General features: G+C 46.8%; 10 protein-coding genes. All 10 read left to right on the plus strand.

Going from position 1 to position 16,189, the window contains the following annotated elements; all coding sequences use genetic code 11:
- Positions 1 to 30: 30 nt before the first annotated feature.
- The 10 genes from HW560_RS13240 (at position 31) to HW560_RS13285 (ending at position 16,175) form a co-directional block, all read left to right on the plus strand.
- Positions 31 to 1,530 carry an ABC transporter substrate-binding protein gene (locus HW560_RS13240; protein ID WP_076287867.1) on the plus strand — a complete coding sequence of 500 codons (1,500 nt, stop codon included), beginning with the start codon at positions 31 to 33 and terminating at the stop codon, positions 1,528 to 1,530.
- A gap of 100 nt (positions 1,531 to 1,630) precedes the next feature.
- Positions 1,631 to 4,294: an endo-beta-N-acetylglucosaminidase gene (locus HW560_RS13245; RefSeq protein ID WP_179263392.1), complete on the plus strand. Its 2,664-nt coding sequence runs from the start codon at positions 1,631 to 1,633 to the stop codon at positions 4,292 to 4,294.
- Positions 4,295 to 4,619: 325 nt separating this feature from the next.
- Positions 4,620 to 5,627 carry a zinc-dependent alcohol dehydrogenase gene (locus tag HW560_RS13250; RefSeq protein WP_179263394.1) on the plus strand — a complete coding sequence of 336 codons (1,008 nt, stop codon included), beginning with the start codon at positions 4,620 to 4,622 and terminating at the stop codon, positions 5,625 to 5,627.
- 12 nt (positions 5,628 to 5,639) lie between these two features.
- Entirely contained in the window at positions 5,640 to 6,467 is an 828-nt protein-coding gene (locus tag HW560_RS13255; protein ID WP_179263396.1) for a sugar phosphate isomerase/epimerase family protein, read from the plus strand.
- Between the two features lie 35 nt (positions 6,468 to 6,502).
- The gene (locus HW560_RS13260) at positions 6,503 to 7,387 is read left to right on the plus strand and encodes an AraC family transcriptional regulator (RefSeq protein ID WP_179263398.1); all 885 of its coding nucleotides are present in this window, start codon (positions 6,503 to 6,505) and stop codon (positions 7,385 to 7,387) included.
- A 70-nt stretch (positions 7,388 to 7,457) separates the two neighbouring features.
- The gene (locus tag HW560_RS13265) at positions 7,458 to 7,889 is read left to right on the plus strand and encodes an RrF2 family transcriptional regulator (RefSeq protein ID WP_179263400.1); all 432 of its coding nucleotides are present in this window, start codon (positions 7,458 to 7,460) and stop codon (positions 7,887 to 7,889) included.
- Between the two features lie 72 nt (positions 7,890 to 7,961).
- Positions 7,962 to 8,831, plus strand: a complete 870-nt coding sequence (locus HW560_RS13270) for an aldo/keto reductase (protein WP_179263402.1) — start codon at positions 7,962 to 7,964, stop codon at positions 8,829 to 8,831.
- A 212-nt stretch (positions 8,832 to 9,043) separates the two neighbouring features.
- Positions 9,044 to 10,531 (plus strand): dockerin type I domain-containing protein, encoded by a 1,488-nt coding sequence (locus tag HW560_RS13275; RefSeq protein WP_257031885.1) that lies wholly within the window; start codon positions 9,044 to 9,046, stop codon positions 10,529 to 10,531.
- Positions 10,532 to 10,552: 21 nt separating this feature from the next.
- Positions 10,553 to 12,949, plus strand: a complete 2,397-nt coding sequence (locus HW560_RS13280) for an S-layer homology domain-containing protein (RefSeq protein ID WP_179263404.1) — start codon at positions 10,553 to 10,555, stop codon at positions 12,947 to 12,949.
- 190 nt (positions 12,950 to 13,139) lie between these two features.
- Positions 13,140 to 16,175 (plus strand): hybrid sensor histidine kinase/response regulator, encoded by a 3,036-nt coding sequence (locus HW560_RS13285; RefSeq protein ID WP_179263406.1) that lies wholly within the window; start codon positions 13,140 to 13,142, stop codon positions 16,173 to 16,175.
- Positions 16,176 to 16,189 lie beyond the last annotated feature (14 nt).

Consider the following 16,189-nt stretch of genomic DNA (forward strand, 5'->3'; position numbering starts at 1 on the left):
GTAACAATAACATTAATAAGGGGGATACACATGAAGACAAGAAAAATCGCTCTGCTCATGGTTACTTTACTGCTTGCTTTTTCTACTGTTCTAGCAGGCTGCGGTGGCAGTAATACCAATGATACAAGCGGGAATGCGGCATCCGGGGGAGAATCCGGCGATAAGGACACAGTGAAGCTCAAGGTATATCTGATTGGTGGTCCACAGCGCGATCTGCCAATGGTACAGGAAGAAATGAACAAATACTTAATGGAGAAAATAAATACAACCGTCGACATCACGATGATTGACTGGGGTGATTATTCCAAACGTATGCCAGTCATTACCGCTTCGGGCGAAAATTATGATATCGCTTTCACCTCTTCCTGGGCTTATGACTATCTGCCAAATGCCACCAGAGGAGCATTCCTGCCAATCAATGATTTGTTGGATAAGTATGGTCAGGGCATTAAAGAGCAGCTTGATCCACGATTCCTCACAGGATCGCAGATCGATGGCCAAAACTATGCTGTGCCAGTGAACAAAGAGTTGGCTTCGCAATGGGTATGGCGCTTCAACAAGCAGTACGTTGATAAATACAACATGGACATCAGCAAGATTCGTACATTAGAAGATCTGGAGCCTTACCTGCAGCAAATCAAGGACAATGAACCAGCCGACATTACTCCGCTGGCTGTTCCGAAGGGCTTTAAGCCTTATCTGGCGTTCGACTTCCTGCTCGGTGACGAATTCCCGGTTGGTATCAACATGAATGGTGACACTGGTAAATACGTTAATGTGCTGGAATCCGAAGAGCTGAAAAGCTCGTTGAAAACCATCCGTAAATACTATCAGGCTGGTTATCTGCGCAAGGATGTAGCAACGTTGGAAGGCATCGACAACATCAAAACAGGCAAATGGTTTGTTGACCGTGAACAGACGCAGCCGTACGCCGAACTGGGATGGTCCAGAAGTGCGGGCTATGATATCGTGACTACACCGATGCAGGATCCGGTTATTTTCACTGGCTCGGCAACAGGCGCTATGCATGCAATCTCGGCGAACTCCAAGAACCCGGAACGGGCTATGATGTTCCTGAACTTGCTGAATACCGATCCATATCTGCGTAACCTGATCAACTACGGCATTGAAGGAACACATTACAATAAGATTTCAGATAATGTCATTGAGGATCTGCCAGCGATGAAGGACGGATTCCAGATGCCTGGTTTTGCCCTGGGTAACTTGTTCCTGACTTACATGCACAAGGAAGATCCAGCTGATAAGTGGGAAGCGTTCAAGGAATTCAATAATTCCGCGAAAGTTGCTCCAAGCTTTGGCTTCAACTTCAATCCTGATCCGGTGAAGACGGAAGTGGCTTCCATCTCCGCCATCGTGAAAGAATTCTACCCATCCATCATGACGGGAGCTGTTGACCCGGATGAGCATCTGCCGAAAGCGATCGAGAAGTTGAAAGCGGCAGGTCTGGATAAAGTGATTGCAGAAGCACAAAAGCAGTACGACGAATGGAAAGCTGCAAATCAAAAATAACCTGAATTATAAAGTAGACATGGAAACGTCTGTCCTGGTTTGACGGACGTTTCTTTTTTCACCCTGATTAGTTTGCCAAAACTGGATTGGAGGGTATGGTATGAAAAAACTTGGTGCGAGTCTCCTATTTGTAATATTGGTATGCGCTGTTCTTTCCTCAGCGGCCTTGGCGAAGCAACCTTATTCATCCTATTGGCTGCCTGAACAATTGCTTCACTGGAATCCAGCTTCCGACCCGGATGCGGCATTTAACCGGAGCACCATTCCGCTCCAGAGCCGATTCACAGGAGAGGCAGTTAACCCGAACGCAACAAAAGATCCTAAAGTGATGGCCTTGTCTGCGTTGAATCAGGGAACCAGTGGCGTTCCGTCACAGGGCTCGGATACATTCTCTGCAAATACGTTCTCTTACTGGCAGTATGTCGACAAGCTCGTATATTGGGGTGGCTCGGCGGGAGAAGGTATTATTGTGCCACCAAGCGCCGACACGATTGATGCGGCACACCGGAACGGAGTGCCAATCATGGGCACAGTGTTCTTCCCGCCATCCGTATACGGTGGCAAATATGAGTGGGTGAAGCAAATGCTTCAGCAGAACAGCGATGGTTCCTTCCCGGCCGCGGATAAATTAATTGAGGTAGCGGAGTACTACGGTTTTGACGGCTGGTTTATCAATCAGGAGACTGAAGGTGGAACAGCCACTGACGCACAGTTAATGAAGACATTCCTCCGTTATCTTCAGGATCATAAGCCTGCGGGTATGGAGATCATCTGGTATGATTCCATGACGAAGGAAGGCAATATTTCATGGCAAAATGCGCTGACGGACCGGAATGCAATGTTCCTTCAGGATAACGGGAACAAGGTATCAGACAGCATGTTCCTGAATTTCTGGTGGAATGATCTTGGCAGTTCTGCTGCCAAAGCCAAAAGCCTGGGCAGATCACCATTTGAACTGTTCGCAGGTATCGATGTGGAAGCGAAAGGATACGATACCAGTCTGAAATGGAATTTGCTGTTTCCTGAGGGAAAACCGGCTGTGACTTCCCTTGGCATTTATCGGCCGGATTGGTCGTACAACAGCGCGGACAGCATGACCGATTTCTTTGCCCGTGAAAATAAATTCTGGGTAGGGCAGAACGGCAACCCGGCCAATACGGCGACAAGCCAGGCCTGGAAAGGGATTGCGAACAATGTGGTTGAATCATCGCCGGTGGACCAACTGCCATTCACGACCAACTTCAACACGGGCAGTGGTAAGAAATTCTATGTTCATGGCCAGCAGGTACGGGATAGTGGTTGGAATAACCGCAGTTTACAGGATGTGCTTCCGACATGGCGCTGGCTGACAGAAAGTAAGGGTAACGCACTTACGCCGTCCCTCGATTGGTCGGATGCCTACTATGGGGGCAGTTCCCTTAAGGTATCGGGTACGCTAAGTTCGGCAAATGCTACCCATCTGAAGCTGTATCAAACCGATCTGAAGATTGAGCCAGCTACCAAGCTGTCGATCACGTACAAAACGCAGAACAAGCCGAGCATGAAGGTTGGTCTGGCTTTTGCAGACCGTCCTGATCAGTTCGTCTTTTTGGATGTAAAAGACAAAAAGGCATCGGGTTGGACGACGGACATCTTGAATCTGACGCCTTATAAAGGAAAGCGGATTGTGGCATTGTCTTTGTATTTTGACAGCAAGGAAATCATATCGGATTATGACATCCATATTGGTCAGATATCCATTCAGAAGAATGCTAATCCAGTGAAGCCACTTGAAGCAGTTCAAGCATTGAATGTCATCCAATCCGATTTCCGCGGCGGTATATACGGTGATGCAAGGTTGAAATGGAACGCGTTGGACAACGACAAGGAAGTTCAACAATATGAGATTTACCGTGTTCTGCCCGACGGCAAAGAGACTTGGGTGGGTGCGACCACCAATAACGTCTTCTATGTGCCTGAGATGAAGAGAATCAACGCGGAACAGGCAACTGTACTGAAAGTCGTGGCAGTGAATGCAAAATATGAGCGCGGCCAGGCTGCCAGCGTGACCATCCAATGGCCGGCGTATCCTAAGCCGGAAGCAGGATTCAAGGCCGATGTAACCCTGATCACACCGGGTCAGCAGGTGCATTTCACTGATCTCTCTTCCGAGGTGACGGAAGGCTGGTCTTGGACTTTTGAGAATGGCAGTCCGGCTGTCAGCACGGAGCAAAATCCAGTGGTAACGTATGACAAGGAAGGCACGTACAATGTGACGCTTACAGCTACCAACAGTTCGGGGCAGGATACGGTAACGAAGCAAGCTTTGATCACCGTCAGCAAGGGCGCTTCGGGAATCAAAAATGTCGCACTTGGCAAAACGGCCACTGCCGACCATGCCTGCGGACCTGCTGAAGATGCGGGAAAGGCCATTGACGGCAAGGTGACGGGCAACAGCAAGTGGTGCGCACTGGGGAACCAGCAGCATTGGCTGCAAGTGGATCTTGGCGAAGAACATCAGATCAGTGGTTTTGTCATCAAACATGCGGAGAGTGGTGGGGAGTGGTCTGGTTTTAATACGAGCGACTATTCGATCCAGGTCAGCGCTGATGGCGTGAATTGGTCTGATGTAGTTCATGTACAGGGGAATACCGCAGCCGAAACCTCGGATGCAATTACGCTGGTCAAGGCTCGTTATGTGAAGGTGAATGTGCTGAAACCGACGCAGGGCGGCGATACGGCAGCCCGAATCTATGAGTTTGAGGTTCATGGGTTGCAGCCGTAGTTGGCGGTTGAGAAGTGACAAGTGTAGCTGTGAAATTAGCAAAAAAGGAATCATGTGGCCAATCCGGTTTCAATGACGGCTGGATATCCCTGAAATATCCCGTCTTCTAATGGGGGGACCGCATTGTATCAGACTACGACTGAATAGGATTGAATATGAGGCTCACAGATCATTGGATCTTGTGAGTCTTTTTACGTTTATGCTGGATTCGCTTACAAAGGTTTTAAAATCGTTGTTTTAGATAAAAAATCGGTTTTGCAATCAAAGACAATGTTAATGAAAAGTCTTATATTGTAGTTGAAAAGATAAGAAAGGAGTGAAGGTGATGAAGAATAGAAAGATCATGTTTGCTCGTCCGCTGCAAGTGGAAACGGTAGAAGAGGATTTTATTTTGCCAGCTCTAGGGGAGAAGGACGTATTGGTAAAATTGATCTATTCCCTCATCAGTCCGGGAACGGAGTTGGCCATGTTATCGGGAAAAGAAGAGTGGGCCAAGCTCCCCGTATGTCCGGGGTATGCAAGTGTAAGTGAAGTGATCGAGGTGGGACAGGGTGTACACGATGTTCAGCCCGGGGACGCTGTGTTCCATTATGGTCAACATGCTGAATATCAAGTGGTATCCACAGATCATGTGTTCATCAAGGTACCTGAGCACTTGGATTTGAAGTGGGTTCCCTTCACCCGTATGGCAACCGTGGCATTCACCTCCGTTCGTGTATCCAATATTGAACTTGGGGATGTTGTTGGCGTGACGGGGCTTGGATTGGTAGGGAATCTGGCGGCTCAATTGGCACGCCTTCAAGGGGCAACTGTGATTGGCGTGGACCTCTCACCAGAACGAATTCGAACTGCCCAGACATGTGGGGTTGACTATACGCTCCATGGCGGAGAAGATAAAGTAAAAGAAAAGATACATGCCCTAACGAATGGAGCAGGGGTATCCACTCATATTGAGGCGACGGGTGTACCCAGTGTAGGTGTTCAGAGTCTGGAGTGGATCGGGAAGCTGGGAGAGATTATTTTCCTGGGCAGTCCACGAGGCGAATATAACACGGATGTCACCGATATATTGAACTACTGCCACCTGTATGGACGAGGCTGCATTACGTTTAAGGGGGCACATGAATGGCGCTTCCCGGTTGAGCCGAACGAATTCGTGAAGCATTCCCTGGTGAGAAATTCGAACATTGTATTTGAACTGATGTTAAAGAACAAGCTGCATATCGAACCATTGATCAGTCATGTGATGAAGCCGGATCAAGCGCAGGAAGCATACGAGGGCCTGAGAATGAATAAAGACCAGTATAACGGTGTACTGTTTGACTGGTCCTAGGAGGAGATTGGGATGATTAGAGGGTTAACAAGAGCAGGCTTGGGGAACATCGAGTCCAATGAACAATATATTACGAATGCTGCAAAATACGGATTTCAGTCTGTAGATTTGAATCCGCTCTCATTGATTGAAGAGGTTGGCAAGGAACAGGCTATACACCTGCTGGAAAGCAATCAGGTGATCATCGGTTCATCCGATCTGACCGTAGACTGGAGAACCACAGATGAACAGTTTCGTGAAGGACTTCAATCGCTGGTTCAAATGGCAGAAGCCTCTGCTGCATTGAACTGTTACAGCTGTTGTACCTATATTTTACCTTCCACAGATCAGCCAGCAGCATCATTTATGGCGGCAGCTACCAAACGATTGAGATTGTGTGCAGATATTCTGGACGCTTATGGAATAAGGCTAGGCCTGGAGTTTGTGGGTTGCCATCATCTGCGCACTCAATGGAAGAATCCATTCATTTGGAGTGTGGAGGATACGCTTGACTGGATCGAAACAATTCATGCTCCGAATGTAGGTTTATTGGTGGATTCCTATCATTGGCATACAAATGGATTAAAGATCGAAGAGGTGTTGGATCTTAAGAAGGAACAGATTGTCCATGTTCATATCAATGATGCTTATGATCTGCCCATTGAAGAATTGCTGGATCATGAGCGTTTATACCCTGGCGAGGGAGTAATTGATCTGCAGGGATTCTTGAAGAACCTGAAGACCATTGGATACAATGGCGTTGTATCTCAAGAGGTGCTGGCACCAACGCCAACCGTCGATTCAAGTGAATTGTTTGCCAAGTCCAAGGCAGGCTTCGATAAAGTGTTTGCGACAATATAACCGGATCAGTGAGAAGTCAGCGGGGAGGAATACATGTGTATGAGGCATGGATGAACAGCATTTCGCCATTCGTAAGAGCGGCAAGAGTGACGGAATCATTTTCTTTGGCAGGGGAATGGATAGACCACGATCATGTGTATACCTACATCGAACAAGGGGAAGCGGAGTTCTTCTTGAGTGGCGTGAAATACCTGGTCAAAGAAGGCGACATTGTGCTGATGCATCCATTCATGTCTCATATCATTCGGTCCACCTCCACGCAGCCATTGATTCAGTATATTTTTCATTTTGATCTGTACTATGAGGAAGAGCGTAGTTTATTGAAGAATACGAGTGCAGCTCATCGTGAAAGTCCCGATCTGGCGGATAGGGAAATGATGCTGGCTTCCATACGCCCAATATCTCATTTGCAGTTAGCCGATCGAATCGAATGGAAAAAGAGATTTGCGCTCATGCATAAGGAGTTTCAGGAAAAGCGGGGAGGATCTTCTTTAATCACGAAATCCATATGTTTGGAGTTGCTACATCTGTTTTTCAAAAATCAATCCGCTGATCAGGACCAAGAGGGGAACATGACCAAGGGATGGGCATTCATTGAAAAGTCGATTCGTTATATTCATGAATGCTACGCCGATCCTCAATTAAATAATGTTGCCATCAGTAGATATGTCGGTGTATCGACGAACCATTTATCGCATTTGTTCAAAAGCAAGCTGGGCATTACCCTTCACAAATATGTGACACATATCCGAATAGAGCAGGCCCAGAAAAGAATTATTGAAGGAACACATAATTTAACCCGGATTGCCGAGGAGGTTGGCTTTTCGAGTATTCATCTGTTCAGTCGGTCTTTCAAGGCTGCTGTAGGTATCACTCCCAGTAAATATGCAGCGATGAAATCGAGGGTAGAGTGGGAGTAGGCTGATAGTTGCTAACTAAACATAAAAGATATATAGTATATTTAGAAAAGAAATAGTTAGGATGAATGCTATGGCATACTCTACAGCCTTATCACAGGGAATCTCGATTCTGCTCTATATTCACGCTCTATCCGAGGAGAACTGTTCGAATTATTTGTCCACCAAGTTGATATCGGAGCAGCTAAATATTCCGGTTCCTACGACAGTAAAAGTCATTCGCAACCTGAATAACGCCAAACTGACGATGGCTAAAGAAGGTGCCAAGGGCGGCATCTTGCTTGCTCAGCCGTTATCGGAAATCACGATGCTGGATGTATTCCTGGCGGTTGAACCCGGCAAAGACTTGTTTAAAGTTCATACCGATGTAACACTCCAGGGACAAGATGTGGACGACGTGAAACAAAAGATTATTCACCATCTTGATGGCGCGGAGATCGCCATGCAGAATTATTTAAAAGACATACGGTTAACCGATCTGTTTCATGAAGAAAGAAAGGGTTAACCTCTTTTTTTGGACTAAACTAGATATAAGAAATATCAAGTATGTTTCGTTATTTTGAGAGGAGCAATCAAAATGAATTTGCATACTAAAGTGATTGAAGCCAGAAACGGGGTTCCCATTCCTCAACTGGGTTTTGGGGTTTACAAAATAACGAAAGAAGCAGAATTTACAACAGCGACTCGCGAGGCCATTCAGGTCGGGTACCGACATTTTGATACTGCCCGGATCTATGGGAATGAGAAAGCGCTGGGAGCAGAAATCCGGCATAGTCCAATTCCGCGCGAGCAATTCTTCATCACGTCGAAAGTCTGGAATACGGATCATGGCTATGAAGCGACCCAGAAAGCTTTCCAGAAAACGATAAACAAGCTGGGTGTCGATTACCTCGATATGTATTTAATCCATTTTGCTTCGCCCAAGTATATCGAAACGTGGAAAGCCATGGAGGAATTATATGAGGAGGGCAAGATCAGAGTCATCGGGGTCGCGAACTTTGAGATTCAGCATCTGGAAGAATTAAGGAAGCATGCGAAAATCTTGCCGATGATCAACCAGATCGAGACGCACCCGGAATTTCCGCAGAACGAACTGCGTGCCTATATGAATCAACATCAGATTTTGCATGAGGCGTGGGGTCCGTTGGGACAGGGGAATAAAGTGTTATTGCAGCATCCGGTATTGAAGGGAATCGCTGATCATCACCATAAGACGGTGGCTCAAGTGATTTTGCGTTGGCACCTGGAACGGGGCGTTATCCTGATTCCCAAATCATCCAATCCAAAGCGGATCAGAGAGAATAGTGAAATCTTTGATTTTAAGCTGTCGGCTGAGGAAATGGAGAAGATCAATAGCCTAAACTCGGGTAAGAGGTATTCGATCCATCCGACAGGTTATATTGTGAATCCGATTTTTAATGTGTTGATGAAACTTTTCGTTAGGTAAAACGAAGCAATCAGTTGCATTGGCATATCTAATTTTATATGAAAAAACATTAGCGATAGGGATAAACGGATTTTCCGTTAATTCCTATCGTTTTTATATGAAGAAATAGGGCTTCCTTCCTATTCTTTTGCTTCTTAAGTTTTCAGTGATTGTTAAGAACTGCTATGTATATTGAAATAGTACGTAATTAGAAAGGTTAAGGAGGAGACCATTTGAATCTATATACTGGAAAAGATGTAAGAGTGAATTTTACACAATGGAGTGTACTTGCCCTTGTCATTACATTACTCACAAGCGTGAGTTTTCCATCTTCATCGGCACTGGCTGCTGCGGTTCCTATTTCGCTAAGTCAACCTAAGGACATTGAGTTCTATAAAACGGCTGATGGGAAAACCGAAATGCTAATCGCAGACAGCGGGAACGATCGTGTCATCCGTGCAACAGCGGGAGGTGTGGTTTTATCCACCATGGTGGTCAACCATCTGACGGCTGCCACCGTAGAACCCAATGGTTTAATCTATGCAGCGGAATCAGGAGCAGCGGCCAAGGTACATATTTTTAACCCCGACGGTACAGTGCACTCGCCATACATCGATGTGATGTCCAAATTTTCACTTCAACCTGCTGCAGATGATGCGAAGCAACCGTACATAAAAAGTATGGCTATGATTGAGCAAAATAATAAGAATAATCTGATCATGGCTTATAGCTCATATGGTAAGAATGGAAATGATCCACAGAGCTCTGTTTGGTTATCCACCATTTATTTAGATGGTTCAGGAACGAGCGGAGGCAGTGGAGGTTACACAGAAAATTCTAGTGTGATACGAGGAGACAATAAGTCAAGGTGGTATACCCAATCAGGAGGGGTTATCCTTCAGGATATAACCAATATTTTTAACAATTCAATTAATTACGGAGATTTGGCCGCAGATTCAGCAAACAAGCTATTATACGTTGTGACCGACGATCAAATTATGCGGACAAGCTACGAAGGAGCGACCTATACTAATCGGCCTGTACTGAGCCCGTGGTTAAGTTCAAGCCCAGAACATCCAATTCGTGCAGGGAACCCAATTGCGGTTGGTCCGGGTGGGGAAGTCTATATGGCGGATACAGCGGATGACCGGATTGTTGTATTCAATCCAAACGGAACCTTTAATCGAATTCTGGAACTTGCGTGGGACATTAATCAGATCCCGACCGTGAGCTCGTTCTCAAAAACGATAAAGGTAGGGCAGCCCGTTATCTTTTCAAAGCAGGATTTTGAATATAACTTTGCCGATGCCGATGGGGAACCGTTGTCTGATATTCGTATTACTTCCTTGCCCTTGAGTGGCAAGTTACAGTTGAATGATACAGACGTAACGCAAAATCAAGTGATTCCTGTCACTGAATTGGCTCACCTGAAATTTATAGCTCCAACGGTGGGAGAAAAAGTTACGTTCAATTGGCAGGCGAAGGATGGCCGTGATTTCTCCGAAGAAGCAACGGTAACGATCATGCTGCGAATTAAAGGTGATGCGAATGGAGACGGTGTGATTACACCTGCAGATGCCTTATTGGTGAATAAATATATCAAAGGTTTAATCACGTTAACACCGAGTCAGATTGAAGCTTTGGACATGAATGATGATGGTGTACTGGATGCGAAGGATTCAGCGCTGATTATGGGCGTTTACTTGGGGATCAACTCATAAAACTAGGAAGGGGTGAATACTTTGTCACATCATAACTCATCTTTAATTTCAGCAAAATCGAAACGATCCATCAAGGCTATTCTGGCTGCGCTGCTTATGGTCTCCATGATCTTTTCGTGGCTTCCTCAGGCACAGGCCAGTGTAGATCCTGTAATTCATATTGGTCAAGTATCCGGTAAACCAGGAGACATCGTCGAAGTACCTGTATCCTATGATTCAAAAGGCTCAGAATTTTCTTTTTTTCACTCTGAATTGTCCTTTGCCTATGATTCGGCTGTACTTGAACTCGTTGAAGGGGACGAGGTTGTAAACCGCCAAGCCTATGAAAATTATCAGGGGGTCAGCCTGACTGAAGATACGTCTGCTCCAGGGTATATTTCAGTGATCATGACGACACAAAATTTCATTCAGGAATCTGCGGCATTATATTCCCTTCATTTCAAAATCAAGGAGAATGCGACTACCGGTCCAAGTTCAGTAACTTTGCATACGGGCGCATTGGTAGTGGAATATGATCCGTTTCAGGTGACTGGGGAAAATGGGCAAGTTACTGTGCTGGCCGATGAGAAGCCGGTTGGGTATGGTGTTGTCTATATCGGATCAGAAGAAGGAAAAGCAGGTGACCAGGTAACGCTAACGGTTGATACGGCGGTGCTTTCTCAACCGATTGGCTCTTATGGGGTACGTCTGAAGTTCAACCCTGCAGCTTTGCAGGTGACTGATGTTACAGGCAGTCCGGGAATACGACATCATGCGAATAATGAGACAGGATCGCTTATCGTGGGCTGGAGTGATGAAAATGGAGGACTGAGTCCTATTCCAGCATCCGAGAACTACCAAACGTTGTTCAATATTGAATTCAAGATCACCTCCAGTGCTGTCGCAGGTGTGTATCCGGTGCAGTTCGTCAACGAGACGCTACTCGAAAACTTCACCGTGACGGATACCGATGGGATTGAAATGATGAAACAGGCAGTATCAGGCGATATCACGGTCGTTGGTGAGCCAACAACACCAACAACACCAACAACACCAACAACGCCATCCAATCCGGGTTCGTCCGGTTCAGGAAGTTCATCCGGTGGTTCGTCAACACCATCCACGCCTGCAAGCACTTCCGAGAAGATTACCGTAAATGTGACCAATGAGCGGAATGCAACTGCCGTTGTCTCGGCAACAACGATTGAAAGAACAACTGGGGCAGATGGACGCAAAAAAGACGAGGTGAATCTAACTGCCGAGCAGACTTCTCGTGCAATTGCAAGCCTGAAGAAGGCCGGTTCGAATATTGCCCGAATCCTGATTCCGGATGAGAAGGACGAGGTATCCGAGCTGAATGTGAAACTGCCTGCCAAGTCTGCTTCACTGATGGCAGACGAGAAGATGAATCTGTATATTGAAACGGATAACGCATCCCTGCAACTTTCGCCGAATACTTTACAGGGACTGGACTCGGAAGTATACTTCCACCTTGTGCCGATCAAGGATGCAGCAGGACGTGAAGTGGTAGAGCAACGTATCCACAAAGATCCATTATTCGTCAAACAGTCAACCAATACCGCTGATTTCCGCTTGATAGGTCGTCCAATGACCATCGAGACGAATATGAGCAGTCGTCCAGTGACGGTTGTGCTGCCCATCAGAGATATGAACCTGACGCAGAAGGAACTGGACAAGCTGCAAGTATTTATTGAACATAGCGATGGAACGAAGGAGCTCGTTAAGGGGAAAATCGTTAAGTTTAATGGAACAGATCAACCGGGAATTGAGTTTGAAGTCACCAAGTTCAGCACATTTTCCATTGTTCTCATGAATGGCAGCAATACATCAGCCTACATTCAAGGTTATGCGGATGGCACGTTCAGACCGAATCAGGTAGTTCAGCGTGCTGAAATGGCTGCCTTATTGTCTCGAATACTGCCGTCTGCCAGTGAAGAGGTTACGCTCAGTACATCCTATCGGGATATGCCTGTTGCCGAGTGGGCACGCGAAGCGATTACAAAGGCGACTGCAGCAGGTTACATGCGTGGTAACGCTTCCGGGGATTTCATGCCGGTGCGTTCCATCACACGAGCCGAGATGGCTGTCATCATTGAACGAATTTTGGAAATTCAAGAATCAGCTGCGGATGTAAACGCAGAAGCAACTGCAGCAACAACGGCTGTGCCAAATGAAGCTGCGGATCTTACACAGCACTGGGCACGCGAAGCAGTTCAGCGTGTATTGGCAGCAGGGATCATGAGTGTGTCGCAAGACGGAGCATTCCGTCCGAACGATGCTGTGACACGAGCGGAGGCCGTTACTTTGCTGAATCGTTTGGTGAAGATCGAGCCTGATCTGTCCGGTGCATCGAGATGGAAGGATGTACCTGTGGGTCATTGGGCTTACGGCGCAATTCAGGCTGCATCTCAGAATTAAAATGGTGAGTGCTGATGCTGCTTGCCCCTCTTCAACTGGGGACAAGCAGCATCAGATGAAGTCCAGGAGGCATCTGCGGATGCCTTTTTTTCATCGTTACATTGTGGTTTGCAAAAAGGATGGACAGCTTCAGGTGTGAGTGGGAAAATAACGCTATGCTGCAAGACAGACGTTTACTGGAGAAAGAGAGATGACAGTCATCAGAACGGATCGATTTATGTTAGGGATCGGACTCATGACCCTGCTGCTTGCGCTAGTGGTTACATGGAAGATCTCAGGTGGACACGAAAAGCCTGTGGCCAGGCAGGGCATTCTGGACTTGGCAGGTATGGAGTGGACGAGCCTATCCGTCATACCGCTGGATGGAGAGTGGGAGTTCTATCCGGAACAGTTGCTCTCACCACAGCAGATTCATAGCACGCATAATAAACCTGTCATGATGCAAGTGCCAGGTAATTGGGACGACGAGAGAAACAGTCATGGATATCCCATGAAAGGCAAAAGTTATGGAACCTACCGCTTGATTGTGCGAAATGTGCCGCAAGATGAAATGCTGGCCATTGCCAAACGTTATGTTCGCTTCGCGGATGCGATGTATGTGGATGGCAAGTTGATGAGTCGTTCCGGTCAGCCGGGAACATCTGCCACATCGTACGTACCTCGCAATGAACCTTATACGATCTATTTTCACCCTGAACGTACAGAGATTGAAGTTGTGCTGCAGGTAGCCAATTTTGATTTTCGTAGTGGCGGCATCTATAATTCGATGGATCTGGGAGCAGGCAGTCACATGGAAGCAAGAACGATCATTCAATCCGGACTTGAGCTATTGATTATAGGCGTTGTGGTGATCTTTGGATTGTTGTTTCTGTATCTGTATGTTCGCCTGCATCGGGATGGAAATCAGCTGTTGTATGCGCTGTTCTTCATCGGTTTTGCCTTGACGGTAGTGACCAATGGGGAGCGTTTGCTGTTGCAGCTGCTGCCAGACATTCCTTTTGAGTTGGCGTATAAATTGAAATACATATCGGTATACGGAGTGTCTGTGATTGTCAGCATGATTACCTGGAGACTTACTCCTGATCTCGCGCCCGTGTTAAAAAGGTGGCTTCAGGTACCCAGCATGGTACTGACTGTCTATCTGGCATTTATTGCGCTGGCACCATTTCGTGTCTACTCCTATATTCAGGAGAGTATGTACGCGATTAATCTGTGTGCCTATGCAGTGGCTTTCATGGTTATTATACATCAGTATGTTCGGGCAAGGTACGGTAACCGGAGGCGCTCCCAGGCGCAATTGCTGATCATCTGCATCTGGCTTATGCTGGTCAATTATGTGCTTGGAATCATTGTGACATGGTACCCGATCAGCCAGGTGCTGCTGAACTGTACTACACTTGTGATTTTGTGTGTCTTTGCCATGTTACTGATCTATCAATACACGCAGGCATATGCTTCAATGCAGCAACTGACCCATCAACTTCAACTGTCGGACAAAGCCAAGGATGAGTTCTTGCTGCTGACTTCGCATGAGTTAAACTCGCCGCTCCATAGCATTATTCATCTGTCCCGTTCCCTTCTGACAACGTCACTGAGACGTACCAATGAATCGGAGATCCGGGGCAAGCTTCAGCTTATCCGCAATACGGCTTACCGGATGTCCAATCTGGTCAATGATCTGATCGATATATCCAGATTCAGGGATGGCAGCATAAAGCTCTCCATGGGGAGCGTTGATTTGGTATCCTGCCTTTCACTGGTTACGGAAGTGCTAGGATTTTTGGCTTCTGGCAAAAGCATTGTTATGATTCGCAGGCTGGAGCCTGAAGCACGCTACGTCATGGCGGATGAGAGCAGGCTGCTGCAAGTGCTGTATAACCTGGTCTACCACATGATGGGACAACATCATAATGGTAAGCTGGTACTGGCGTGCGAAAGGCATCTGGATCATGTGCGAATTATTCTTCGTATGGAAGCCGATTCAGATCGGAGTACTGGACATAGTCAGGGTGCAGACCCTGGTCTACAGCAAGCGGATGAGCTTGCAGCGGGGGTTGCTGTTGCAGCGGAAATGGTCGGTGCAATGAGAGGGAAACTCGTGATGAACGATGAAGCTGCATCAATCATGATTGAGCTTCCTTGTGCAGCTAGCACCAATATGGAAAATTTGGCGGAGATAGCCGCAACACAGGAGACTGATGGGAAGGAGGAGAAAAAGGTGGGAAGCGTGATTTCAGCCCACGTATTAATTGCGACATCTGATCTCGTAGATATGGAACAATTAAATACATTGCTTACTACAGAAGGCTTTCATCTGAGCTTCGCAGACTCTGATGTCAAGGTTCGGACTGCTCTGGCTGGTGGGAAGTTGCCCGATCTTGTGATTGTCGACGCCATGCTGCCTGAGGTGACCGGGTATGAGCTGTGCAAGCAGGTTCGGATGGAGTTCAGTCAGGTAGATTTACCAATTCTGTTTATTAACATGCGCAGTACACCAGCAGATATCGAGGCGTGCATTCAGGCCGGCGGCAATGATTTTATTACCCGTCCACTGGATGCTGGCGAAATTCTTGTCCGGATACATACCTTGCTTGGCATGAAGCAACTGGTGAAAGAAGCGGCGAATAACGAGATGGCCTTTCTGCGTTCACAGATTAAGCCGCATTTTCTATATAATGCACTAGGCACCATCATGTCGTTATGTTTTACGGATGGACCGAGAGCCGGGGAATTGCTAGGCAGCTTCAGTCGTTATCTGCGTATACTCTTCCATCTGGATAACACGGAGGAGTTGATTCCGCTTAGTAAAGAGATGGAGTTAATTCGAGCCTATGTGGAGATAGAGCAGGAGCGATTTGGTTCACGACTTCAGGTTAAACTGGACGTGGACAGCTCGTTATCTTCCTGTAAAGTCATGCCGCTCCTGATCGAACCGCTGGTGGAAAACGCCATTCGACATGGCGTATCCAAGAAGATTGACGGCGGAACCGTCCACTTGTTCATTCGAAGATATGAGGATAGCGTTCAGGTGGTGGTTGAGGATGATGGTGTTGGCATGTCTGGTAAGCAGGTTGCTTTTATGATGAACAGAAGTCATGCAGAACAAGGCATTGGCCTGCAAAATGTACAGAGACGACTGAAACATATGAATGGACAAGCGCCTGTGATCGAGAGTGAACAAGGTGTAGGTACCAAGGTGACCATTAGATTTCCATATCAATATTGAGAGCATTTTGCATC

The organism is Paenibacillus sp. E222 (assembly GCF_013401555.1).
GTDB lineage: Bacteria > Bacillota > Bacilli > Paenibacillales > Paenibacillaceae > Paenibacillus.